The 21,798-nt window shown below is 63.9% G+C and carries 20 protein-coding genes; 15 read left to right on the top strand and 5 right to left on the bottom strand.

Annotated features, from left to right (window positions below; genetic code table 11):
* Positions 1 to 45 precede the first annotated feature (45 nt).
* Positions 46 to 1,470: an aspartate ammonia-lyase gene (gene aspA / locus I9018_RS32020; RefSeq protein WP_068578453.1), complete on the bottom strand. Its 1,425-nt coding sequence runs from the start codon at positions 1,468 to 1,470 to the stop codon at positions 46 to 48.
* 181 nt (positions 1,471 to 1,651) lie between these two features.
* On the opposite strand from aspA, the gene I9018_RS32015 reads away from it, so the two are divergent.
* The 5 genes from I9018_RS32015 to I9018_RS31995 all read left to right on the top strand — a co-directional run bounded on the left by I9018_RS32015 (position 1,652) and on the right by I9018_RS31995 (position 5,550).
* The gene (locus I9018_RS32015) at positions 1,652 to 2,569 is read left to right on the top strand and encodes a LysR substrate-binding domain-containing protein (RefSeq protein ID WP_068578455.1); all 918 of its coding nucleotides are present in this window, start codon (positions 1,652 to 1,654) and stop codon (positions 2,567 to 2,569) included.
* A gap of 370 nt (positions 2,570 to 2,939) precedes the next feature.
* Positions 2,940 to 3,431 (top strand): 5-(carboxyamino)imidazole ribonucleotide mutase, encoded by a 492-nt coding sequence (purE, locus tag I9018_RS32010; protein WP_124347076.1) that lies wholly within the window; start codon positions 2,940 to 2,942, stop codon positions 3,429 to 3,431.
* An 11-nt stretch (positions 3,432 to 3,442) separates the two neighbouring features.
* Positions 3,443 to 4,525 (top strand): 5-(carboxyamino)imidazole ribonucleotide synthase, encoded by a 1,083-nt coding sequence (locus I9018_RS32005; RefSeq protein WP_022641918.1) that lies wholly within the window; start codon positions 3,443 to 3,445, stop codon positions 4,523 to 4,525.
* A gap of 106 nt (positions 4,526 to 4,631) precedes the next feature.
* Positions 4,632 to 4,877, top strand: coding sequence for a GlsB/YeaQ/YmgE family stress response membrane protein (locus I9018_RS32000; protein WP_022641917.1), 246 nt, complete (start codon positions 4,632 to 4,634; stop codon positions 4,875 to 4,877).
* Positions 4,878 to 5,013: 136 nt separating this feature from the next.
* Complete coding sequence (locus tag I9018_RS31995) at positions 5,014 to 5,550, top strand: DUF3299 domain-containing protein (RefSeq protein WP_031320732.1); 537 nt, start codon at positions 5,014 to 5,016, stop codon at positions 5,548 to 5,550.
* 54 nt (positions 5,551 to 5,604) lie between these two features.
* On the opposite strand, the gene I9018_RS31990 is transcribed toward I9018_RS31995, so the two are convergent.
* Positions 5,605 to 6,504 carry a D-hexose-6-phosphate mutarotase gene (locus I9018_RS31990; protein ID WP_241108357.1) on the bottom strand — a complete coding sequence of 300 codons (900 nt, stop codon included), beginning with the start codon at positions 6,502 to 6,504 and terminating at the stop codon, positions 5,605 to 5,607.
* A 56-nt stretch (positions 6,505 to 6,560) separates the two neighbouring features.
* Positions 6,561 to 6,965: an acyl-CoA thioesterase gene (locus I9018_RS31985; protein WP_003229628.1), complete on the bottom strand. Its 405-nt coding sequence runs from the start codon at positions 6,963 to 6,965 to the stop codon at positions 6,561 to 6,563.
* Between the two features lie 486 nt (positions 6,966 to 7,451).
* On the opposite strand from I9018_RS31985, the gene I9018_RS31980 reads away from it, so the two are divergent.
* The 10 genes from I9018_RS31980 (at position 7,452) to I9018_RS31935 (ending at position 18,950) form a co-directional block, all read left to right on the top strand.
* A complete protein-coding gene (locus I9018_RS31980) occupies positions 7,452 to 8,741 on the top strand; it encodes an MFS transporter (RefSeq protein ID WP_176719716.1) in 1,290 nt (429 codons plus the stop codon).
* A 177-nt stretch (positions 8,742 to 8,918) separates the two neighbouring features.
* Positions 8,919 to 9,902, top strand: coding sequence for a phosphate ABC transporter substrate-binding protein PstS (locus I9018_RS31975; RefSeq protein ID WP_022641895.1), 984 nt, complete (start codon positions 8,919 to 8,921; stop codon positions 9,900 to 9,902).
* A gap of 179 nt (positions 9,903 to 10,081) precedes the next feature.
* Positions 10,082 to 12,367: an ABC transporter permease subunit gene (locus I9018_RS31970; protein WP_241108356.1), complete on the top strand. Its 2,286-nt coding sequence runs from the start codon at positions 10,082 to 10,084 to the stop codon at positions 12,365 to 12,367.
* A gap of 15 nt (positions 12,368 to 12,382) precedes the next feature.
* Positions 12,383 to 14,053 (top strand): phosphate ABC transporter permease PstA, encoded by a 1,671-nt coding sequence (gene pstA / locus I9018_RS31965; RefSeq protein ID WP_085594149.1) that lies wholly within the window; start codon positions 12,383 to 12,385, stop codon positions 14,051 to 14,053.
* Positions 14,054 to 14,147: 94 nt separating this feature from the next.
* Positions 14,148 to 14,981, top strand: coding sequence for a phosphate ABC transporter ATP-binding protein PstB (gene pstB / locus I9018_RS31960; RefSeq protein WP_016964959.1), 834 nt, complete (start codon positions 14,148 to 14,150; stop codon positions 14,979 to 14,981).
* A gap of 118 nt (positions 14,982 to 15,099) precedes the next feature.
* Positions 15,100 to 15,861, top strand: coding sequence for a phosphate signaling complex protein PhoU (gene phoU, locus I9018_RS31955; RefSeq protein ID WP_022641892.1), 762 nt, complete (start codon positions 15,100 to 15,102; stop codon positions 15,859 to 15,861).
* 166 nt (positions 15,862 to 16,027) lie between these two features.
* Positions 16,028 to 16,978 (top strand): response regulator, encoded by a 951-nt coding sequence (locus tag I9018_RS31950; protein WP_068577576.1) that lies wholly within the window; start codon positions 16,028 to 16,030, stop codon positions 16,976 to 16,978.
* A gap of 372 nt (positions 16,979 to 17,350) precedes the next feature.
* A complete protein-coding gene (locus I9018_RS31945; protein WP_241108355.1) occupies positions 17,351 to 17,686 on the top strand; it encodes a type II toxin-antitoxin system RelE/ParE family toxin in 336 nt (111 codons plus the stop codon).
* Complete coding sequence (locus I9018_RS31940; protein ID WP_103326199.1) at positions 17,679 to 17,993, top strand: XRE family transcriptional regulator; 315 nt, start codon at positions 17,679 to 17,681, stop codon at positions 17,991 to 17,993. The genes I9018_RS31945 and I9018_RS31940 overlap by 8 nt, the downstream gene beginning before the upstream one ends.
* A gap of 60 nt (positions 17,994 to 18,053) precedes the next feature.
* Positions 18,054 to 18,950 carry a peptidoglycan DD-metalloendopeptidase family protein gene (locus I9018_RS31935; RefSeq protein WP_241108354.1) on the top strand — a complete coding sequence of 299 codons (897 nt, stop codon included), beginning with the start codon at positions 18,054 to 18,056 and terminating at the stop codon, positions 18,948 to 18,950.
* A 50-nt stretch (positions 18,951 to 19,000) separates the two neighbouring features.
* Here I9018_RS31935 and I9018_RS31930 read toward each other — a convergent pair whose 3' ends face one another.
* Positions 19,001 to 20,341 carry a hemolysin family protein gene (locus tag I9018_RS31930; protein WP_068577584.1) on the bottom strand — a complete coding sequence of 447 codons (1,341 nt, stop codon included), beginning with the start codon at positions 20,339 to 20,341 and terminating at the stop codon, positions 19,001 to 19,003.
* Positions 20,342 to 20,458: 117 nt separating this feature from the next.
* Complete coding sequence (gene phoR, locus I9018_RS31925) at positions 20,459 to 21,751, bottom strand: phosphate regulon sensor histidine kinase PhoR (RefSeq protein WP_241110214.1); 1,293 nt, start codon at positions 21,749 to 21,751, stop codon at positions 20,459 to 20,461.
* Between the last annotated feature and the right edge of the window lie 47 nt (positions 21,752 to 21,798).

Raw genomic sequence — 21,798 nt, 5'->3', positions numbered from 1 at the left:
CCCTCAACCTGGTGAGCGGTGTTGCATGTTTCGGTGTCGCGGCGGTTACGCCTTCAGCGGAACCAGGCGCGGGGCAATCATGTTTTCCGGACGCAGAATGTCGTCGAGCATGGCGTCGTCCAGCAGGCCTTCTTCGCGAACCAGTTCCAGCACGCCGCGGCCGCTTTCCAGGGCGATGCGAGCGATACGGGTGGCGTTCTCGTAGCCGATGTACGGGTTCAGCGCGGTGACCAGGCCAATGGAGTGCTCAACCAGCTCGCGGCAACGGGTTTCGTTGGCGGTGATGCCGGTGATGCAGTGCTCGCGCAGCATGTCCATGGCGCGTTGCAGCAGGCGGATCGAGTCGAAGATCTTGAAGGCGATCAGCGGCTCCATCACGTTCAGTTGCAGCTGGCCGCCTTCGGCCGCGATGGTCAGGGCCAGGTCGTTGCCGATGATCTGGAACGCCACCTGGTTGACCGCTTCCGGGATAACCGGGTTGACCTTGCCGGGCATGATCGAGCTGCCGGGCTGACGCGCTGGCAGGTTGATCTCGTTGATGCCGGTACGCGGGCCGCTGGACAGCAGGCGCAGGTCGTTGCAGATCTTCGACAGCTTGACCGCGGTGCGCTTGAGCATGCCGGAGAACAGCACGAAGGCACCCATGTCGGAGGTGGCTTCGATCAGGTCGGCCGCCGGGACCAGCGGCTGGCCGCTGATGGTGGCCAGGCGTTGCACGGCCAGGTTCTGGTAGCGCGGGTCGGCGTTGATGCCGGTACCGATGGCGGTGCCGCCCAGGTTGACTTCGGTCAGTACTTCCGGCGCCAGGGTCTTCAGGCGGGCCAGGTCTTCACCCAGGGTGGTGGCGAAGGCGTGGAACTCCTGGCCGAGGGTCATCGGCACGGCGTCTTGCAGCTGGGTACGGCCCATCTTCAGGACGTGGCTGAACTCTTCACCCTTGGCGGCGAACGACTGGATCAGGCTATCGAGGCTGGCCAGCAGTGCGTCGTGACCCAGCAGCAGACCCAGGCGGATCGCGGTTGGGTAGGCGTCGTTGGTCGACTGCGCCATGTTCACGTCGTTGTTCGGGTGCAGGTACTGATATTCGCCCTTGCTGTGGCCCATGGCCTCCAGCGCGATGTTGGCGATGACTTCGTTGGCATTCATGTTGGTCGAAGTGCCAGCGCCGCCTTGAATCATGTCCACCACGAACTCTTCGTGGAAGTCGCCGCGGATCAGGCGGGCACAGGCCTCGCTGATGGCCGCATGCTTGGCTTCGCTCAGGTGACCCAGTTCGCGGTTGGCATCAGCAGCTGCCTGCTTGACCATCGCCAGGGCCACGACCAGTTTTGGGTAATGCGAAATCGGAACGCCCGAGAGGCGGAAGTTGTTTACCGCTCGCAGGGTCTGGATGCCGTAATACGCTTGAGCCGGTACTTCGAGTACGCCAAGCAGATCTTTTTCTGTACGGAAAGATGCAGCGGAGGACATGACGGAAATCATCTCGGTAGGGACCCGGTCTGTGCCGGGAACGCTGCGAATCCTAGGGCTAAGGGCAATTTAGAGCCAATGCTGTTAAACACTGGCCTATGCATATTCGGCATAATGCCCGTGTGACGCCGCGTTGCCGGCGAGCGTGTGACCTAAAATGGTGCGTGTCCGGGAGGACGTGATGAATCTGGAAAGCAAATGGCTCGAGGACTTCAGTGCCCTGGCCGCCACCCGTAGCTTCTCGCAGGCCGCCGAGCGTCGTTTCGTGACCCAGCCAGCGTTCAGCCGACGCATCCGCAGCCTGGAGGCCGCCCTGGGCCTGACCTTGGTCAACCGTTCGCGCACGCCGGTGGAGCTGACGGCGGCCGGGCAGCTGTTCCTGGTGACGGCGCGCACTGTGGTCGAGCAGCTCGGCGAAGTGGTGCGCCATCTGCACCATCTGGAAGGGGGGCAGGGCGAGGTGATGCAGGTGGCGGCGGCCCACTCCCTGGCCCTGGGGTTCTTTCCACGCTGGATCGCACAACTGCGCAACGAGGGCCTGAACATTGCCACCCGGTTGGTGGCGACCAACGTCGGCGATGCGGTACACGCCCTGCGTGAGGGCGGTTGTGACCTGATGCTGGCTTTCTATGACCCGGACGCGGCCTTGCAGATGGACTCGGAAATCTTCCCCTCGCTGCACCTGGGGCACACCGAGATGCTTCCGGTCTGCGCCGCCGATGCCCAGGGCAAGCCGCTGTTCGACCTGGAAGGCGAAGCCAGCGTGCCGTTGCTGGCCTACAGCGCCGGGGCCTTCCTCGGGCGATCGGTCAATCTGCTGCTGCGCCAGCGCAACCTGCGTTTCACGACCGTCTATGAGACCGCCATGGCCGATAGCCTCAAGAGCATGGCCCTGGAAGGCCTGGGTATTGCCTGGGTGCCGCAATTGAGCGTGCGCGCCGAGCTGGCCCGGGGCGAGCTGGTGGTGTGCGGTGGCGCGCAATGGCATGTGCCGCTGGAGATCCGCCTGTACCGCTGTGCCCTGGTGCGCAAGGCCAACGTGCGCCTGCTGTGGCGCAAGCTCGAGGGCGCCGCGGCGCAGGGTGCGAGCAACCCATGACCCTGTAGCCGCCGGTGAGGCTGCGACAAGGCCCGCCGGGCCTTCGGGTGCGTGGCCGACTGGACCTTTTCTGCGGCCGTTGTGCGCCCGTGCGTCGCCTGTGGCCGCGGCTACAGGAAACCGGCAGGGCCGCAGGGATTTCCAATGTGGGGCGGCTGACTTCAAAGTCAATAAAACCGGGCCTTTGGGCAAAGAAGGCCAGTGTGTCGCAGGTGGTCGGTGAACGTGTGTCGCGGACATTTTTTTGGGTATACTGCGCGGCCTCCGGCCGGTTTACCTGGCCAGAATTCGTACAACAAGCCACGCCATTTTGCGTGGCTTGTTGTTTTTTGACGCGCCTGCGGGCGCCCAGAGAGAAAGAGGCACGACGATGAGTGCACTGGTTGGCGTGATCATGGGCTCCAAGTCCGATTGGTCCACCCTTAGCCACACCGCCGATATGCTGGATAAACTCGGCATCCCCTACGAGGTGAAGGTGGTTTCCGCACACCGCACCCCGGACCTGCTGTTCCAGTACGCCGACGAGGCCGAATCGCGTGGCATCGAGGTGATCATCGCCGGTGCCGGTGGCGCGGCCCACCTGCCAGGCATGTGTGCGGCCAAGACCCACCTGCCGGTGCTGGGCGTGCCGGTGCAGTCCTCGATGCTCTCGGGCGTGGATTCGCTGCTGTCGATCGTGCAGATGCCCGCCGGCATCCCGGTAGCGACCCTGGCCATCGGCAAGGCCGGTGCGATCAACGCCGCCCTGCTCTCGGCGAGCATCCTGGGCGCCAAGCACCCGCAGTTCCATGCGGTGCTGAAAAAATTCCGTGCTGAACAGACAGACAGCGTCCTGGACAATCCAGACCCGCGCGTCGCCTGAGGTCGTTGACGATGAAGATCGGTGTAATCGGTGGCGGCCAGCTGGGCCGCATGTTGGCCCTGGCGGGAACCCCGCTGGGAATGAACTTCGCTTTCCTCGACCCGGCGCCGGATGCCTGCGCAGCCGCCCTGGGCGAACACCTGCGGGCCGATTACGGCGACCAGGACCACCTGCGCCAGTTGGCCGACGAGGTGGACCTGGTGACCTTCGAATTCGAGAGCGTGCCGGCCGAGACCGTGGCCTTCCTGTCGCAATTCGTGCCGGTCTACCCAAGCGCCGAGGCACTGCGCATCGCTCGTGACCGCTGGTTCGAGAAGAGCATGTTCAAGGACCTGGGGATTCCCACCCCCGAGTTCGCCGACATCCAGTCCCAGGCCGACCTGGACGCCGCGGTGGCGCGCATCGGCTTGCCGGCCGTGCTCAAGACCCGGACCCTGGGCTACGACGGCAAGGGCCAGAAGGTCCTGCGCAGCGCCGCCGATGTCGAGGGTACCTTCGCCGAGCTGGGCAGCGTGCCGTGCCTGCTGGAAGGCTTCGTGCCGTTCACTGGCGAAGTGTCGCTGATCGCCGTGCGTGCCCGCGATGGCGAGACCCGTTTCTACCCGTTGGTGCACAACACCCACGACAGCGGCATCCTGCGCCTGTCGGTGGCCAGCAGCGATCACCCGTTGCAGGCGCTGGCCGAGGATTACTCCAGCCGCGTGCTCAAGCAACTGGACTACGTGGGCGTGATGGCGTTCGAGTTCTTCGAGGTGGACGGGGGCCTGAAGGCCAACGAAATCGCCCCGCGGGTACACAACTCCGGGCACTGGACCACCGAAGGCAGCCAGTGCAGCCAGTTCGAGAACCACCTGCGGGCGGTGGCCGGCCTGCCGCTGGGTTCCACTGCCAAGGTGGGCGAGAGCGCCATGATCAACTTCATCGGCGAAGTACCGCCGGTGGACCAGGTGATCAGCATCGACGACTGCCATCTGCATCACTACGGCAAGGCCTTCAAGGCCGGGCGCAAGGTCGGCCATGCCAACCTGCGCTGCGCCGACCAGGCGACCCTGCAGGCGCAGATCCTCAAGGTCCAGGCGCTGGTCGCCAAGTAACAAATCCACCGGCTGGCGGGAACCTTCGTTTCCCGCCGTTCTCTGATAGCAGGATGCCAAGGCGCTGACTAGGCTTTGGTTTACCCACTCCTACAGAGGAACAGCCATGGGCATTATCGGAACCATTTTCATCGGCTTGATCGTTGGTCTGCTGGCGCGTTTCCTCAAGCCGGGAGACGACAGCATGGGCTGGATCATGACCATCCTGCTGGGTATCGGCGGTTCGCTGGCGGCCACCTACGGCGGCCAGGCGCTGGGTATCTACCAGGCTGGCCAAGGTGCCGGTTTCTTCGGGGCGCTGGTGGGCGCGATCGTGCTCCTGGTGATCTACGGCTTCATCAAGAAGAACTGAGCCGGTGCGTCGGTCCCCCTTCGCCGCTCGCGCGGAGGGGGCGATTTTCTTCATCTGAAACTTCAACGCAGCCCATGGTTTGGGCACTAGAATGCCCGCCTTCTTCCGTCCTTTCTCTTGACCGAGCCCCACCCTCATGCGTCGTCTCTTGTTGACCCTCGTTCTGCTGGGCTGCGGCCTGGCCCAGGCTGCCGAACTACCGGAAACCGACTGGCTGGAACTGATGCCCAAATCGGACCAGAAAGCCCTGGAACAGATGCCGGAAATCGACCACAACTCGCCCGAAGCCAACGGCACCTTTACCCAGAAGGGTGGCTTGAAGCAGAGCAAGGGCTTGCCGGCAGTGATGTATTCCACCAAGACCGTGGCGGCCATGAACGGCAAGCAGATCCGCATCGGTGGCTACCCGGTGCCATTGGAGGCCGATGCCAAGGGTCACAGCACGCTGTTCTTCCTGGTGCCATACCCGGGGGCCTGCATCCACGTGCCGCCACCTCCGCCCAACCAGCTGGTGCTGGTGCGTTTTCCCAAGGGCGTGAAGCTCGATGATATCTACACCCCCCTGTGGGTGACCGGCACCCTGAAGGTCGAGAAGGTCAGCAACGATCTGGCGGACGCCGCCTACGCCCTGGACGCGGCGAAGGTGCGGGTAGTGCAGGATTCGGATCTGTAGCCGATAGGAGGGTTGGCTGCGGGGAAGGAGCGACTCCTTCCCCATGGCCTGCAGTCAGAGCGCGAGGCTGTCGATGCTCACGCTCAAGGTGTGGCTGGCGCCGGGAGCCAGGGTCACGATGTCGTCCATGACGTTGGCGGTCTCGATGCACAGCATGCGCTGCCAGCCATCGTCGGCCATGTCGCTGAACTGCGCGGCGCGAGCGATCCATGGGTTCCAGATCACCGCGGTGCGCGAGCCCTGGCTGGCCAGGCGGATGCGACGCTGCCAGTGCGGATCGACGATATCCAGTTGCGCCGGCGCATCCAGGTAGATGCGGTCGGTTTCCCCGGTGAAATGCAGGTCGCCGTCCTGGCGCTTGGTCGCCCAGTCCTCCAGGGTCTCGATGTAGTCCAGCCCGTCCACGCCTTCGACATGGACCTGGCGTACATCACTGACCGCGAAGTAGCTGTGTAGCGCCTGGCTGATGCTGACGCTCTGGCTGCCCTGGTTATGGCTGGTCAGGCTGATGTGCAATTGCTGGTCGAGGCGGATCAGCAGGCTGGGCTCCACCTGGTGCGGCCAGCCAGGAAAGCCGCCTTCGGGGCAGGGCAGGCGCAAGCGCACCAGCAGGCTCTCGCCTTCGCTCTCGATGCCTTGCAGTTCCCAGTCGGTGGCGCGGACCAGACCGTGGGCCGGCGCCGCGTCGCTGCCCTGGCGCATGGCCTGGACGCTCTGTGGATTGCGCGCGAAGTTGCCGAACCACGGCCAGCATACGGGGACGCCGGCGCGGATACTCTTGCCAGCCTTGAACCGGGCTTCTTCGTTCAGCCAGATCAGCGGCGGTTGCCCGGCCAGCTGGTAGCTGAGAATGTGCGCGCCCTGCTGGGCCACCAGTAGTTCGGCATCGCCGTGGCGGATCCGCCAGCAGTTCAGTTCGTCCAGTTTCACCGTTTCAACGTGGGGCGTAGGCATCGTGGTTCTCGTGCGAAAGGCTGGGCTGCCATGGACCGCATGGCAGCCGCGCGGGTTTAACGTGCCCTGGGCGGGACCGAACGGGTGCGACCGCTACCGTCGATGGCGACGAACACGAACACCGCCTCGGTGACCTTGCGCCATTCGCTGGACAGCGGATCGTCGCTCCACACTTCGACCATCATCTGGATCGAGCTGCGGCCGATCTCCAGGGTCTGGGTATAGAACGACAGTTGCGCGCCGACGGCCACCGGCACCAGGAACGCCATGCGATCGATGGCCACGGTAGCCACCCGGCCACCGGCGACGCGGCTGGCCATGGCGGTGCCCGCCAGGTCCATCTGGGCCACCAGCCAACCGCCGAAAATATCGCCAAAGCCGTTGGTTTCGCGCGGCAGGGCGGTGATTTGCAGGGCCAGGTCGCCTTGCGGGATTGGATCTTCTTGTTCGAGCTCTATCATGCCGAGGGGCCTCTGACCCGTGACGCTTCATGGGTACTTCAGGTGAATAGCCGTCTTCAGGAAAAACGATTCAGCCCGAACATACTACGTTCGTCACGTTCTTTCTAAGGCGTGCTAAAGGGAAACTCTGCGAAACCGGCTGTTCATGCACAGGGGAAGCATTGCGCGCCGGGCACTGTGGGTGGGGCATGCAATGGTGTTCCGGCCTTGTCTTGCTTGCGTCGGGAGGTTCCCGGCGGTCATGAATACAACGGCGTTTTCGCACAACAACCCTTGCCGGGAGCGGCTCTGCGCGCCGGGCCCTGCGAGTATATCGGTCGGTAGACTCCGCGACGACCCGTCTGGTTCGCAATTTTGTGCGTCATTTGTGCGTCGCTGTGTAGGTGTTCGAACAATTTGCTATCGTGCCGAACCTGCCAGGCCCCAACCAGAGCTGTTGCGGCTTCCAGAACCAACTAATAAGAGAAGCCCCTTGCCATGACCACAGTGCCCTCGAGCGCCGCGCAATCAGCGCCTCCCGCCCGTCCCTTGACTCGTAGTGACTATAAGACCCTGTCGCTGTCCGCCCTGGGCGGCGCGCTGGAGTTCTATGACTTCATCATCTTCGTGTTCTTCGCCACTGTGGTGGGCAAGCTGTTCTTCCCGGCGGACATGCCCGAATGGCTGCGCCTGATGCAGACCTTCGGCATCTTCGCCGCGGGCTACCTGGCCCGTCCCCTGGGCGGGATCGTCATGGCCCACTTCGGCGACCTGCTGGGGCGCAAGAAGATGTTCACCCTGAGCATCTTCATGATGGCGGTACCGACCCTGATCATGGGCCTGTTGCCCACCTATGAGCAGATCGGCCTGTGGGCACCGGTGCTGCTGTTGCTGATGCGGGTGATCCAGGGCGCGGCCATCGGTGGCGAAGTGCCCGGGGCCTGGGTGTTCGTTTCCGAGCACGTGCCGGCGCGGCACATCGGCTACGCCTGCGGCACCCTGACCTCGGGACTGACCGCCGGCATTCTCCTGGGTTCGCTGGTGGCCACGGCCATCAACAGCATCTATACCCCGGAAGAAGTGGCGGCCTATGCCTGGCGCGTACCGTTCCTGCTGGGCGGGGTGTTCGGCCTGTTCTCGGTGTACCTGCGCCGCCTGCTCCACGAGACCCCGGTGTTCGCCGAGCTGCAACTGCGCAAGGCCCTGGCCGAGGAGCTGCCGCTGCGGGCGGTGCTGCGTGACCATCGCGGCGCGATCCTGATCTCCATGCTGCTGACCTGGCTGCTGTCGGCCGGGATCATCGTGGTGATCCTGATGACCCCCACCGTGCTGCAGACGGTCTACAAGTTCTCGGCCATCACCGCCCTTGAGGCCAACAGCCTGGCCATCGTGTTCCTGAGCCTGGGCTGCGTGCTGTTCGGCAGCCTGGCCGACCGTTTCGGTGCCGGGCGGGTGTTCGTCTTCGGCAGCCTGCTGTTGCTGGCTTCGTCCTGGGTCTTCTACCACGTGCTGCAAGACAACCCGCACCTGCTGTTCCCGCTCTACGCCCTGACCGGCCTGTGCGTCGGCCTCGTCGGCGCGGTGCCCTACGTGATGGTCCGCGCCTTCCCGGCGGCGGTGCGCTTCAGCGGCCTGTCGTTCTCCTACAACCTGGCCTACGCAATCTTTGGCGGGCTGACGCCGATGGTGGTGACCTGGATGCTCAAGAGCAGCCCCATGGCCCCGGCCTACTACGTGGCGATCATCTGCGGCATCGGCCTGCTCTCGGGGCTGTACCTGTGGAAGAAGGGTCGCTGAAACCTGCTGCGACACCTGCATGAACGGCGCTCTGCGGCGCTTGTGAAAAAAAGGCCAGCTCGCGAGTCTCGTGATGCTGGCCTTTCATCTAATTGTCATATTCCGGACATAGAGTGTTCACACGGCCTACAGATACTTGGCCCCGACTTAACACACCCTATCTGCTAGGAGTAAGGCATGAAACTGAAGCGTTTGATGGCGGCAATGACCTTCGTCGCCGCTGGCGTTGCGACTGCCCACGCGGTTGCCGCTGTCGACCCTGCTATCCCGAGCTACACCAAGACCACTGGTGTGTCGGGCAACCTGTCCAGCGTCGGTTCCGATACCCTGGCCAACCTGATGACCCTGTGGGCCGAGCACTACAAGAAAGAATATCCGAACGTAAACATCCAGATTCAGGCCGCTGGCTCCGCCACCGCGCCACCCGCGCTGACCGAGGGCACCTCCAACCTGGGCCCTATGAGCCGCAAGATGAAGGACACCGAGCTGGCGGCCTTCGAACAGAAGTACGGCTACAAGCCAACCGCCATCCCGGTTGCCGTGGACGCCCTGGCCGTATTCGTGCACAAGGACAACCCGATCCAGCACCTGACCATGGAACAGGTCGACGCGATCTTCTCCTCGACCCGCCTGTGCGGTGCCAAGGAAGAAGTGAAGACCTGGGGTGACCTGGGCGTGAAGGGCGACCTGGCCAACAAGCCAGTGCAGCTGTTCGGTCGCAACTCGGTATCCGGCACCTACGGCTACTTCAAGGAAGAAGCCCTGTGCAAAGGCGACTACAAGCCTAACGTCAACGAGCAGCCAGGTTCGGCTTCGGTCGTGCAGTCCATCAGCTCCTCGCTGAACGGCATCGGCTACTCGGGCATCGGCTACAAGACCGCCAGCGTGAAGACCGTGGCCCTGGCCAAGAAAGGCAGCAGCGACTTCATCGAAGACACCGAAGAAAACGCCCTGAACGGCAAGTACCCGCTGTCGCGCTTCCTGTACGTCTACGTCAACAAGGCCCCGAACAAGCCTCTGGCCCCGCTGGAAGCCGAGTTCGTGAAACTGGTTCTGTCCAAGCAGGGTCAGGAAGTGGTCGTGAAGGACGGTTACATCCCGCTGCCAGCCAAAGTCGCCGCCAAGGCCCTGGCTGACCTGGGTCTGAAAGAAGGCGCATAAACCGCCGCCAAAGGTCCGGCCCGGCCGGACCTTTTCGCAGCAGCCGGCCTTTGGGTCAACCACCCCGGCCGGCTCCTGCCACCTCCATTTTCTGTCCGCTGCAGGCCCAGCCACGCGGCGGATTTGTTGCGTCACTGCATTGTCATCTTTCTGTCATACAGGATCGCTAGGGTGTGCGCATGAATGATCTGGCCAATTCCACCATGACTACGACTTCTCCCCCCAAGCGCATTGACTTCAATACGCCTGAACTGCAACGCAAGCGCCGCATCCGTGCGCTCAAGGACCGCCTGACCCGTTGGTACGTCCTCGTCGGCGGCCTGGCCGTCCTGGCGGCGATCACCCTGATCTTCTTCTTCCTGGCCTACGTCGTCGCCCCGCTGTTCCAGGGCGCCGAGCTGACCTCCAAGGACCCCCTGACGCCCGCCTGGATGCAAGACGCCGGCAAGCCCCTGATGTTCTCCCTGGAAGAGCAGAACCAGGTCGGCATGCGCGTTTCCGACAAGGGCCAGGCGCTGTTCTTCGATATCGATAACGGCGCCGAGCTGAGCAAGGTCGACCTGCCGATCCCGGCGGGCACCCGCGTCACCTCCATCGGCAAGGACCAGCCCGGTATCCCCATGGTGGTGGTCGGCTTGTCCAACGGCCAGGCCCTGGTGTTCCGCCACACCTACAAAGTCAGCTACCCGGATGGCAAGAAGACCATCTCCCCGGCGATCGAATACCCCTACGGCGAAGCCCCGATCACCCTCAACGCAGAAGGCGGCGCGCTGGAGCACGTCAACCTCAACGCCAGCGATACCACGCTGGTGCTGGCCGGTTCCACCGGCTCGCAGCTGCATGTGCTGAAGCTCTCGCGCGAAGAAAACATGATGACCGGCGAGGTCACCAGCGAGCAGAGCGCCATCGACCTGCCGCAGATGACCGAACCGGTCAAGGCCATGTACATCGACCCACGCCAGCAGTGGCTGTACGTGATCAACGGCCGTGCTCAGGCTGATGTCTTCAGCCTGCGGGACAAGAGCCTCAACGGCCGCTACAAACTGCTGGAGGACGCCAATACCGAAGTCACTGCCAGCGCCCAGTTGGTGGGCGGCATCTCGCTGATCATCGGTACTTCCAAAGGTGGCCTGGCCCAGTGGTTCATGGCCCGCGACCCGGACGGCGAGCTGCGCCTGAAGCAGATCCGCACCTTCCAGATGGGTACCGCGCCCATCGTCGAAATCACCGCCGAAGAGCGCCGCAAGGGTTTCGTCGCCCTGGACGCCGCCGGCAAGCTCGGGGTCTTCCACAGCACCGCCCACCGCACCCTGCTGGTGGACCAGGTGGTGGATGGCCAGGGCCTGTTCGGCCTGTCGCCTCGCGCCAACCGGGTGATCGTCGAGGCCGGTGGCAAGCTGCAACCCCTGGTGCTGGACAACCCGCACCCGGAAGTGTCCTGGAGCGCGCTGTGGAGCAAGGTCTGGTACGAGAACTACGACGAGCCCAAGTACGTCTGGCAGTCCACGGCGGCCAACACTGACTTCGAACCCAAGCTGAGCCTGTCGCCGCTGACCTTCGGCACCTTGAAGGCCGCCTTCTACGCCATGCTGCTGGCGGCCCCGCTGGCCGTGGCCGCGGCGATCTACACCGCCTACTTCATGGCCCCCGGCATGCGCCGCAAGGTCAAGCCGGTGATCGAGCTGATGGAGGCGATGCCGACGGTGATCCTCGGCTTCTTCGCCGGCCTGTTTCTGGCGCCCTATGTCGAAGGCCACCTGCCGGGCATCTTCAGCCTGCTGGTGCTGCTGCCGATCGGCATCCTGGTGGCCGGCTTCACCTGGAGCCGCCTGCCCGAGTCCCTGCGCCTGAAGGTGCCGGACGGTTGGGAGAGCGCGATCCTGATCCCGGTGATCATCCTGGTCGGCTTCCTCTCGCTGTACCTGAGCCCGTTCATGGAGAACTGGTTCTTCGGCGGCGACATGCGCATGTGGATCTCCCACGACTTAGGCATCACCTACGACCAGCGCAACGCCCTGGTGGTGGGCCTGGCCATGGGCTTCGCGGTGATCCCGAACATCTACTCCATCGCCGAAGACGCCGTGTTCAGCGTGCCCCGTGGCCTGACCCTGGGCTCCCTGGCCCTGGGCGCCACCCCATGGCAGACCATGACCCGCGTGGTGATCCTCACCGCCAGCCCGGGCATCTTCTCGGCCCTGATGATCGGCATGGGCCGCGCCGTGGGCGAGACCATGATCGTGCTGATGGCCACCGGCAACACCCCGGTCATGGAGATGAACCTGTTCGAAGGCTTGCGCACCCTGGCGGCCAACGTCGCGGTGGAAATGCCGGAATCGGAAGTCGGCGGCAGCCACTACCGCGTGCTGTTCCTCTCGGCGCTGGTACTGCTGTTGTTCACCTTCATCATGAACACCCTCGCCGAGCTGATCCGTCAGCGTCTGCGCAAGAAATACTCGTCGCTTTAAGAAAGGTAGAAGTCTGTGAAACAGAACTCCCTCAAAGACTGGTTCAAGAGCGGCGCCCCCGGCGTCTGGATCAGCGGTGGCGCAGTGTCCATCGCGGTCATCATGACCATCGGCCTGCTGGCGGTGATCGCCGTGCGCGGCCTGGGCCACTTCTGGCCGGCGGACCTGGTGCATGCCAGCTACGACGTGCCCGGCCAGGCCAATCACCTGGTCGTCGGTGAAGTGGTGCAAAAGGAAGAAGTGCCCCGGGCGCGCCTGAAGAGTGCCGGCTTGCCGGTGCCCGACCAGGGCCCTGAGTTCATGACCCGCGAGTTGCTCAAGGTGGGCAACCGCGACCTGAACGGCAGCGACTTCACCTGGATCGTCGGCGAGTGGCTGACCAACCAGAGCTACCCCAAGGAACTGATGGCCATCGAGCGCCGTGAGTGGGGCAACTTCTACGGCTACCTGGTCAACGTCAAGGAAAACGGCAAGGTGGTCGCCGAGGGCGAAGCCGCCTGGCCCGAGCTGCAGGCGCGGATCGACCGGGTGAACAAGCTGGCGACCCAGCTCAAGAGTCTGGAGAAGTCCGATATCGGTGCGATCAACGCCGGCCTGGAGCGCATCCGCCTGCACGGTCGCAAGCTGGAACTGGCTGGCAAGCTGGACGCCGCCGCCCAGGCCGACATGGACGCCGAGCGCGCCGAACTCAACGCTCGCTACCAGGACATCGAGGCCCGCCTGAGCGAGCTGCATACCCAGTTCAACCGCGACAGCCTGACCGCCCGCGATGCCAACGGCAAGGAAGTGGAGATCGGCCTGGGCAAGGTGGTGCATGCCTACCAGCCGAACGCCATGGGCACCTTCACCAAGGTCGGCTTCTACTTCAGCAAGGTCTGGGAGTTCCTCAGCGACGACCCACGGGAAGCCAACACCGAAGGCGGGATCTTCCCGGCCATCTTCGGCACCGTGATGATGACCCTGATCATGGCCATGATCGTGACCCCGTTCGGCGTGCTGGCGGCGGTCTACCTGCGTGAATACGCCAAGCAGAATGCCCTGACCCGGGTGATCCGCATCGCCGTGAACAACCTGGCGGGCGTGCCGGCCATCGTCTACGGCGTGTTCGGCCTGGGCTTCTTCGTCTACGTGCTGGGCGGGTCCCTGGACCGCCTGTTCTTCCCTGAGGCACTGCCGGCGCCGACCTTCGGTACCCCGGGCCTGCTCTGGGCGTCCCTGACCCTGGCGCTGCTGGCGGTGCCGGTGGTGATCGTGGCCACCGAGGAAGGCCTGGCGCGGATCCCGCGGACCGTACGCGAAGGCTCCCTGGCCCTGGGCGCGACCAAGGCCGAGACCCTTTGGAAGATCGTCCTGCCCATGGCCAGCCCGGCGATGATGACCGGCATGATCCTCGCCGTGGCCCGTGCCGCCGGCGAAGTGGCGCCGCTGATGCTGGTGGGTGTGGTGAAGCTGGCGCCGTCGCTGCCGGTGGATGGCAACTACCCGTACCTGCACCTGGATCAGAAGATCATGCACCTGGGCTTCCATATCTACGACGTCGGCTTCCAGAGCCCCAACGTCGAGGCCGCGCGGCCGCTGGTGTACGCCACCGCGTTGCTGCTGGTACTGGTGATCGCCGTGCTCAACCTGTCGGCGGTATGGATCCGTAACCACCTGCGCGAGAAGTACAAGGCGCTGGACAGCTAAAGCCATTAGCCACAAGCGGCAAGCTACAAGCCGCTTTTGCTCAAAACTTGCGGCTTGCAGCTAGAAGCTTGCAGCTACGAACGGAGTGAGACCCATGCAACACGAAACCCATACCCACGGCATCAACATGTCCGCCCTGGGTCGCGACAAGCAGAGCCTGAGCCTGGAGCAGGAAACCGTGGCGATCGAAGTGCCCGGCTTGAGCCTGTTCTACGGCGAGAAGCAAGCGCTGTTCGACGTCAGCATGAACATTCCCAAGCAGCGCGTGACCGCCTTCATCGGCCCGTCCGGCTGCGGCAAGTCGACCCTGCTGCGCACCTTCAACCGCATGAACGACCTGGTGGACGGTTGCCGCGTGGAAGGCGCCATCAACCTGTACGGCAACAACATCTACCGCAAGGGCGAGGATGTGGCCGAGCTGCGTCGTCGGGTGGGCATGGTGTTCCAGAAGCCCAACCCGTTCCCCAAGACCATCTACGAGAACGTGGTCTATGGCCTGCGCATCCAGGGCATCAACAAGAAGCGCGTGCTCGACGAAGCGGTGGAGTGGGCGCTCAAGGGCGCGGCCCTGTGGGATGAGGTCAAGGACCGCCTGCACGACTCGGCCCTGGGCCTGTCCGGTGGTCAGCAGCAGCGCCTGGTGATCGCCCGGACCATCGCCGTGGAACCGGAAGTGCTGCTGCTGGACGAACCCTGCTCGGCCCTGGACCCGATCTCGACCCTGAAGGTCGAGGAACTGATCTACGAGCTCAAGTCCAAGTTCACCATCGTCATCGTGACCCACAACATGCAGCAGGCGGCGCGGGTCTCGGACTACACCGCGTTCATGTACATGGGCAAACTGGTGGAGTTCGGCGATACCGACACCCTGTTCACCAACCCGGCCAAGAAGCAGACCGAAGACTACATCACCGGGCGCTATGGCTAGGAACAGCTGCAAGCCGCAAGCTTCAAGCGGCAAGACAGAAGCGGTAGGCGATATCCGGATCAATATTTAACTGCTTGAAGCTTGCGGCTTGAAGCTTGCAACTTTCGCGGAGCGAACCATGATTTCGAAGGAAGGCTTAACCCATCACATCTCTCAGCAGTTCAATGCCGAGCTGGAAGAGGTGCGTAGCCACCTGCTGGCCATGGGCGGGCTGGTGGAGAAACAAGTCAATGACGCCGTCACCGCGCTGATCGAGGCCGACTCCGGGCTGGCCCAGCAAGTGCGCGAGATCGACGAACAGATCAACCAGATGGAACGCAATATCGACGAGGAGTGCCTGCGCATCCTCGCTCGGCGCCAGCCTGCGGCTTCCGACCTGCGCCTGATCATCAGCATCTCCAAGTCGGTGATCGACCTGGAGCGCATCGGCGACGAAGCCACCAAGATCGCCCGCCGGGCCATCCAGCTGTGCGAGGAGGGCGAGGCCCCGCGTGGCTACGTCGAAGTGCGGCATATCGGCGACCAGGTGCGCAACATGGTGCGTGACGCGCTGGACGCCTTCGCCCGCTTCGACGCCGAGCTGGCCCTGTCGGTAGCCCAGTACGACAAGATCATCGACCGCGAGTACAAGACCGCGCTGCGCGAGCTGGCCACCTACATGATGGAAGACCCGCGCTCTATCTCGCGGGTTTTGAGCATCATCTGGGTTTTGCGCTCGCTGGAGCGGATCGGCGACCACGCGCGCAACATCTCCGCGCTGGTGATCTACCTGGTGCGTGGCACCGATGTGCGCCACCTGGGCCTCAAGCGCATGAAGGAAGAAGTTGAAGGACCGGCTGGCGATTCGGCTAATGTTCCGGGTGAAGCTGACGATAATTAAGATTGCCCGAGAAGAGCGCCCGGCCTTTTGGCCGGGCGTTTTTGTTTGCGGTCCTTGAATTCGAAAAGCAGCACCCGCGAACGAAAAGTCCCGGCGTGACTGAAGAGTTTTGGCAAAGTGCCATCAGCCAGCGTTATGCTTGCCGGGATTTTTAGAGGGGTGGTCGATGAGTAAGGTAAGTGTGTTGGTGGTGGACGACGCGTCGTTCATTCGTGACCTGGTGAAGAAGTGCCTGCGCAACTACTTCCCGGGCATCAAGATCGAAGACGCGGTCAACGGCAAGAAGGCCCAGGCGATGCTCGCCCGCGAAGCCTTCGACCTGGTCCTGTGCGACTGGGAAATGCCGGAAATGTCCGGTCTGGAGCTGTTGACCTGGTGCCGTGGCCAGGAAGCGCTCAAGGCCATGCCGTTCGTCATGGTGACCAGCCGGGGCGACAAGGAAAACGTGGTGCAGGCGATCCAGGCCGGGGTTTCCGGCTATGTCAGCAAGCCCTTCACCAACGAACAGCTGCTGACCAAGGTCAAGCAGGCGCTGAACAAGGTCGGCAAGCTCGACACCCTGATGAACAGCGCGCCGACCAAGATGAACTCCGCCTTTGGCAATGACTCCCTGAGCGCCCTGACCGGTGGCAAGGCCGAGGTGGTCGCCCCGGCAGCCCGGCCAGCTGCTCCAGCCGCTCCGGCAGCCGCTGCACCAGCCCCGGCTGCGGCGCCATCCCGTGGCCTGCTCAATAGCCCACCGGTCAAGGCGCCTGCCGCCGCCGCTGCCGCCAGTGGTGGCCGTGGCCAGGGCCAACTGCGCTTGCCTGGCGGTACCCAGCCTTGCGTGATCAAGGCGCTGAGCATCAAGGAAGCGCTGTTGGTGGTGAAGCGCACCGAGAACCTGCCGCAGGTGCTGGACAGCGCGGTACTGGACCTGGAGCAGGGCGAGAACGCCGAAGTGGCGCGGCTCAATGGCTACCTGCATGCGGTGGTGGCCCACGAGCCGAAACCCGACAGCGAGTGGCTGCAGCTGACCTTCCGTTTCGTCGACCAGGATGCGCAGAAGCTGGACTACATCTCGCGCCTGATCGCCCGCGGCACCGCGCAGAAGCACTTCGTTCCAGGCGCGGGCTGATCCTCGCCGGCCCTTCGCTGTAGGAACTGCCAAGCCCGCTCCTACAGCGAAGCGCAAATCTGCTGAAAACACTTTTCCACGCCGATTTTCTGCCAGCCACCCAGGCCGGTGGCTGCGTTATCCCCAATCCCGCCAACAACCCGCAGCTTCGGCTGCAACCCCCAGGCCACAGGGGCTTGGCCGTTCCTCCCGCCACCTTCCGCCGTACGTCTGATTAACTGTCCTGCACTTGATTTATATCCATTTGGATATAAATTGCCGGAAGCGCTCTACCCGATTCACCCTTTGCAGCCATGCGTTGAAACAATCCCGTGCGGCCAGCCCTGGCAGTCTTGATTAGCCTTGTTCCTGGTCACTGACAGGAGAAGTTCGATGCCCAGGCACAAGGATGTGGTGTTTGTCGGGAGCGCGCTGCGGGATCTCAGGGCATTCCCTGAAGATGCCCGTCGGGCTGCCGGGTTTCAGCTGGATCTGCTGCAGCAGGGCGAACAGCCCTACGATTGCAGGCCGGTGAAAACCATCGGCCCGAGTGTCTTCGAAATCAGGATTCATGAAGATTCAGGGGCGTTTCGGGTGTTTTATGTGGTCAGGCGGCCTGCAGCCATCTATGTGCTGCACGCGGTGCGCAAGACTACCCGCAAGACCCAAGCGCGGGATATCGAGCTGGCTCGTGCCAGATTTCAACAAGCAGGTTCACGCCATGACTGACCAACAGATCAACCAGCGCTTTGCCAGTGTCTGGGATGCCCTTGAAGCCACCCCCCAGGAGGCTGCCAACATGCGCCTGCGGGCCAAGCTGATGCTGGAACTGGGCAAGACCGTGCAGGCCTGGGGGCTGTCGCAGAAGGAGGCGGCCAAGCGCCTCAATATCACCCAGCCCCGGCTCAACGATGTGCTTGGCGGCAGGATCAACAAGTTCTCCCTCGATGCGCTGGTCAACCTCTGCGAGGCCGCGCAACTGGGGGTGGAGATTCGCTTCGACGTGGGCGGCATTGGGCCCCTGGCACCCGCCTGATTCATACAAGCTCCATATCAGGCTGCTAGCATGGTTTTTCCCCTGCCAAGAAACTGCTCAATGTTCGTACGCCTGCTGTTCCTCTGCGGCTTGTCCATGGTCGCCAGCTCGCTGGCGGCGATGACGGTCTACAAGTCCGTCGACGCCGACGGCGTGGTGTCCTACAGCGACCGGCCTTCGCCGGGAGCGCAGGCGTTCGTGTTCCGCGATCGCATGGAGGAACACCTGGAGCGCCAGGTGCGGCTGGATATCCAGAAGCACAGGGGCGTGGATGCGCTGTACGTGCGCAACGACCTGCATGGGCCGGTGGAGGTGGAGCTGGGGTTCGCCAGCCTGAGCAACGTCAGCGGCGCGCCGGCGCAGCCGATCCGCCGGGTGCTGCCGGCCCGCAGCAGGCAGCGCCTGGCGCTCTTGACGGCGACCCGGGCCGACCAGCCCTTGAGCTATGTCCCAAGGTTTCGTTACTCCCTGGGCGACCCGGGAGGAGCCGTGCAGGCCTACCGCTACCCCTTGCCCTGGCGGGGCGGGCCATTCCGCCTGACCCAGGGTGCGAACGGCCAGTACAGCCATTCCAGCCCCAAGAGCCGTTATGCGATGGACATCGCCATGCCGGTGGGCACGCCGATCATCGCGGCGCGTGGCGGGGTGGTGGTCAAGACCGAGAACGCCCAGAGCGGCCGGGGCGACAACCCGGCCGGCAATTTCGTCCGGGTACTGCACGACGACGGCACGATGGGCGTGTACCTGCACCTCAAGCAAGGATCGGTGAGCGTGCGCGAGGGCCAGCGCGTGGCGGTGGGCAGCCCGCTGGGGCTGTCGGGCAATACCGGCAACAGCAGCGGGCCGCACCTGCACTTCGTGGTGCAACGCAATACCGGGTTTGGGCTGGTGTCGATTCCCTACCAGTTCGACCAGCCCCTGGGGGGCTTGCCGAACTTCGCCCTGGGCAATAAATAGGGCGTGAGTGGCCGGCCGGCTCGCACAGGAGCCGACCGGTGCGGGCTCGATCAGTCGAGCATCAGGACCTTGGCCAGGATGATCTTCGGACCCTTCATCTTCTTGATGATGATGCGCAGGCCTTCGACCTCCAGCACTTCTTCCTCTTCAGGTACCCGTTTCAGGGTCTCGTACACCAGGCCCGCGAGGGTTTCGGCCTCGATATGGTCCAGATCGATGCCCAGCAGGCGCTCGACCTTGAACAGCGGGGTGTCGCCGCGCACCAGCAGCTTGCCCGGCTGGTAGGCAAGGATGCCGCGCTCGGTCTTGCGGTGTTCGTCCTGGATGTCGCCCACCAGCACTTCCAGCACGTCTTCCATGGTCAGGTAGCCGATGACCTTGCCGTCGGCTTCCTCCACCAGGGCGAAGTGCGAGCCGCCCTTGCGGAACTGTTCCAGCAACTGGGACAACGGCATGTGCCGCGACACGCGTTCCAGGGGGCGGGTCAGTTCGTCCAGATTGAACGATTCGGGGATATGGTCCAGGGCCGCCAGTTCCAGCAGCAGGTCCTTGATGTGCAGCAGGCCGACGAACTCGTTGCGTTCGCTGTCGTACACCGGGTAGCGGCTGAACTTGTGGCGACGGAACAGCGCCAGCACGGCCTTGAGCGGCGCTGTGGACTCGATGCTGATCAGGTCTTCCCGGGAGTTGGCCCAGTCCACCACTTCCAGCTCGCCCATTTCCACCGCCGAGGCCAGTACCCGCATGCCCTGGTCGCTGGGGTCCTGGCCCCGGCTGGAGTGCAGGATCAGCTTGAGTTCTTCGCGGCTGTAGTGGTGCTCGTGGTGTGGGCCGGGCTCGCCTTGGCCGGCGATGCGCAGGATGGTGTTGGCGCTGGCGTTGAGCAGGTAGATGGCCGGGTACATCAGCCAGTAGAACAGGTACAGCGGCACTGCGGTCCAGAGGGACAGCAGTTCGGGTTTACGAATCGCCCAGGACTTGGGCGCCAGTTCGCCGACCACGATATGCAGGTAGGAAATGATGAAGAACGCCGTGAAGAACGACACCCCGCGGATCACTTCCGCAGAGCTCACGCCCACGGCGCCCAGCAGGGGTTCGAGCAGGTGGGCGAAAGCCGGCTCGCCGACCCAGCCAAGGCCCAGGGAAGCCAGGGTGATGCCCAGTTGGCAGGCCGACAGGTAGGCGTCAAGCTGGCTGTGCACGGTGCGCAGGATTTGCCCGCGCCAGCCGTTCTTGTGGGCGATGGCCTCGACCCGGGTCGAGCGCAGCTTGACCATGGCGAACTCGGCGGCCACGAAGAAGCCGTTGAGCAGGACCAGGATCAGAGCAAAAAGAATCATGCCGAAGTCGGCGAACAGAGACGCGAGGGTAAAACCAGGGGAAGGGTCCATGATGGGGTTTTGCGGATTCCATGTATTCGAAAAGAGGGCGATACGGTGCCTGGAGGGCAGGCACAAGCTACGCAATGTAGCGGCTGACAGGGCGGTTGCCTAGGGGGCAGGCCGCTGTCAGCGCTGGTCGGTCAGGCTGGCGATGCGGTTTTTCTTCACCTGGGCCGGGGCGAAATGGCAGGTGAAGGTGCTGCCATGGCCCAGCACGCTGCTGATCTCCAGGCGGGCACGGTGGCGCAGCAGTACGTGCTTGACGATGGCCAGGCCCAGGCCGGTGCCGCCGGTGTTGGAGTTGCGGCTGGAATCGACCCGGTAGAAGCGCTCAGTCAGGCGCGGCAGGTGCTTGCTGTCGATGCCGATCCCGGAGTCCTGCACGCTCAGGTGTGCGCCTTGTTCGTCGCCCCACCAGCGGATGCGGATGTTGCCTTCGGCCGGGGTGTACTTCACCGCGTTGAACACCAGGTTGGAGAACGCGCTGCGCAGTTCCGCCTCGCTGCCCTTGAGCTGTACCGAGGCATCGGCCTCCAGGGTGATGCGCTGGTTGCGCTCGCCGGACAGTGCCTGGGCATCGCTCTTGATCGATTGCAGCAGGGTGTCGATGGGCACCGGGTGGTTGTCCGAGGGGTAGTCGGTGGCCTCCAGCTTGGCCAGCAGCAACAGGTCGTTGAGCAGCGTCTGCATGCGCCCGCCTTGCTGCTGCATCTGCTGCAGGGCGCGGTTCCAGCGCGGGTTCACCTCTTCGACGTTGTCCAGCAGGGTCTCCAGGTAGCCGCAGATCACCGTCAGCGGCGTGCGCAGCTCGTGGGACACGTTGGCGATGAAGTCCTTGCGCATCTGCTCCAGCTGGTGGATGCGGGTGACGTCGCGCACCAGCATCAGGTGCTCGTTGTTGCCGTAGCGGGTGATGTACAGCTGGATGCGCACGCGGTCGTTGGCCGGGGAGGGGATCTCCAGCGGCTCGGCGTAGTTGTCCTGCTCGAAGTATTCCTTGAAGCGTGGATGACGCACCAGGTTGGTCACCGGCTGGCCGCTGTCCTGGGGCGTCTTGAGGCCCAGCAGGGTCTCGGCGGCGCGGTTCCACCACTCCAGGTTGCCGTCGCTGTCGAGCATGATCACTGCATCCTTCAGGGCCGCGGTGGACTCCTGGACGCGGTCGATCACCGCTTGCAGGCGCCCGCGGACCCGCTGGTCGCGACGTTGCAGGTGGTAGATGCTGTCGAACACCTCGCCCCACAGGCCGTAGCCATCGGGTGGCGCTTCGTCGGGCTGGTGCAGGCGCAGCCATTCATGCAGGCGCAGCAGCTGCTTGAGGGTCCAGGCCAGGTAGATCCCCAGGCCGGCGGCCAGGCTCCAGCCGTAGTAGCCGCTGACCAGCCCCACTAGCAGGCAGCCGGTGACCAACAGCAACATGTGGCGAATCAGGGTGCCATGCCAGTTTTGATTCACAATCGGTCCTT

This window comes from Pseudomonas sp. MPFS (assembly GCF_022537035.1).
GTDB lineage: Bacteria > Pseudomonadota > Gammaproteobacteria > Pseudomonadales > Pseudomonadaceae > Aquipseudomonas > Aquipseudomonas sessilinigenes.
Note: the sequence above shows the minus strand (reverse complement) of the source record. Positions and strands in the feature narration are given on the sequence as shown.

Bases quoted from the DNA above. Each gene is read 5' to 3' on its own strand.
- I9018_RS31930 (WP_068577584.1), bottom strand. From the start codon at position 20,341: ATGGACCCTTCCCCTGGTTTTACCCTCGCGTCTCTGTTCGCCGACTTC.
- I9018_RS31985 (WP_003229628.1), bottom strand. From the start codon at position 6,965: ATGATAGAGCTCGAACAAGAAGATCCAATCCCGCAAGGCGACCTGGCC.
- purE (WP_124347076.1), top strand. From the start codon at position 2,940: ATGAGTGCACTGGTTGGCGTGATCATGGGCTCCAAGTCCGATTGGTCC.
- I9018_RS32005 (WP_022641918.1), top strand. From the start codon at position 3,443: ATGAAGATCGGTGTAATCGGTGGCGGCCAGCTGGGCCGCATGTTGGCC.
- I9018_RS31995 (WP_031320732.1), top strand. From the start codon at position 5,014: ATGCGTCGTCTCTTGTTGACCCTCGTTCTGCTGGGCTGCGGCCTGGCC.
- I9018_RS31990 (WP_241108357.1), bottom strand. From the start codon at position 6,504: ATGCCTACGCCCCACGTTGAAACGGTGAAACTGGACGAACTGAACTGC.
- I9018_RS32015 (WP_068578455.1), top strand. From the start codon at position 1,652: ATGAATCTGGAAAGCAAATGGCTCGAGGACTTCAGTGCCCTGGCCGCC.
- I9018_RS31950 (WP_068577576.1), top strand. From the start codon at position 16,028: ATGAGTAAGGTAAGTGTGTTGGTGGTGGACGACGCGTCGTTCATTCGT.
- aspA (WP_068578453.1), bottom strand. From the start codon at position 1,470: ATGTCCTCCGCTGCATCTTTCCGTACAGAAAAAGATCTGCTTGGCGTA.
- I9018_RS32000 (WP_022641917.1), top strand. From the start codon at position 4,632: ATGGGCATTATCGGAACCATTTTCATCGGCTTGATCGTTGGTCTGCTG.
- phoU (WP_022641892.1), top strand. From the start codon at position 15,100: ATGATTTCGAAGGAAGGCTTAACCCATCACATCTCTCAGCAGTTCAAT.
- I9018_RS31940 (WP_103326199.1), top strand. From the start codon at position 17,679: ATGACTGACCAACAGATCAACCAGCGCTTTGCCAGTGTCTGGGATGCC.
- I9018_RS31970 (WP_241108356.1), top strand. From the start codon at position 10,082: ATGAATGATCTGGCCAATTCCACCATGACTACGACTTCTCCCCCCAAG.
- I9018_RS31975 (WP_022641895.1), top strand. From the start codon at position 8,919: ATGAAACTGAAGCGTTTGATGGCGGCAATGACCTTCGTCGCCGCTGGC.
- phoR (WP_241110214.1), bottom strand. From the start codon at position 21,751: ATGTTGCTGTTGGTCACCGGCTGCCTGCTAGTGGGGCTGGTCAGCGGC.
- I9018_RS31935 (WP_241108354.1), top strand. From the start codon at position 18,054: ATGTTCGTACGCCTGCTGTTCCTCTGCGGCTTGTCCATGGTCGCCAGC.
- pstB (WP_016964959.1), top strand. From the start codon at position 14,148: ATGCAACACGAAACCCATACCCACGGCATCAACATGTCCGCCCTGGGT.
- I9018_RS31945 (WP_241108355.1), top strand. From the start codon at position 17,351: ATGCCCAGGCACAAGGATGTGGTGTTTGTCGGGAGCGCGCTGCGGGAT.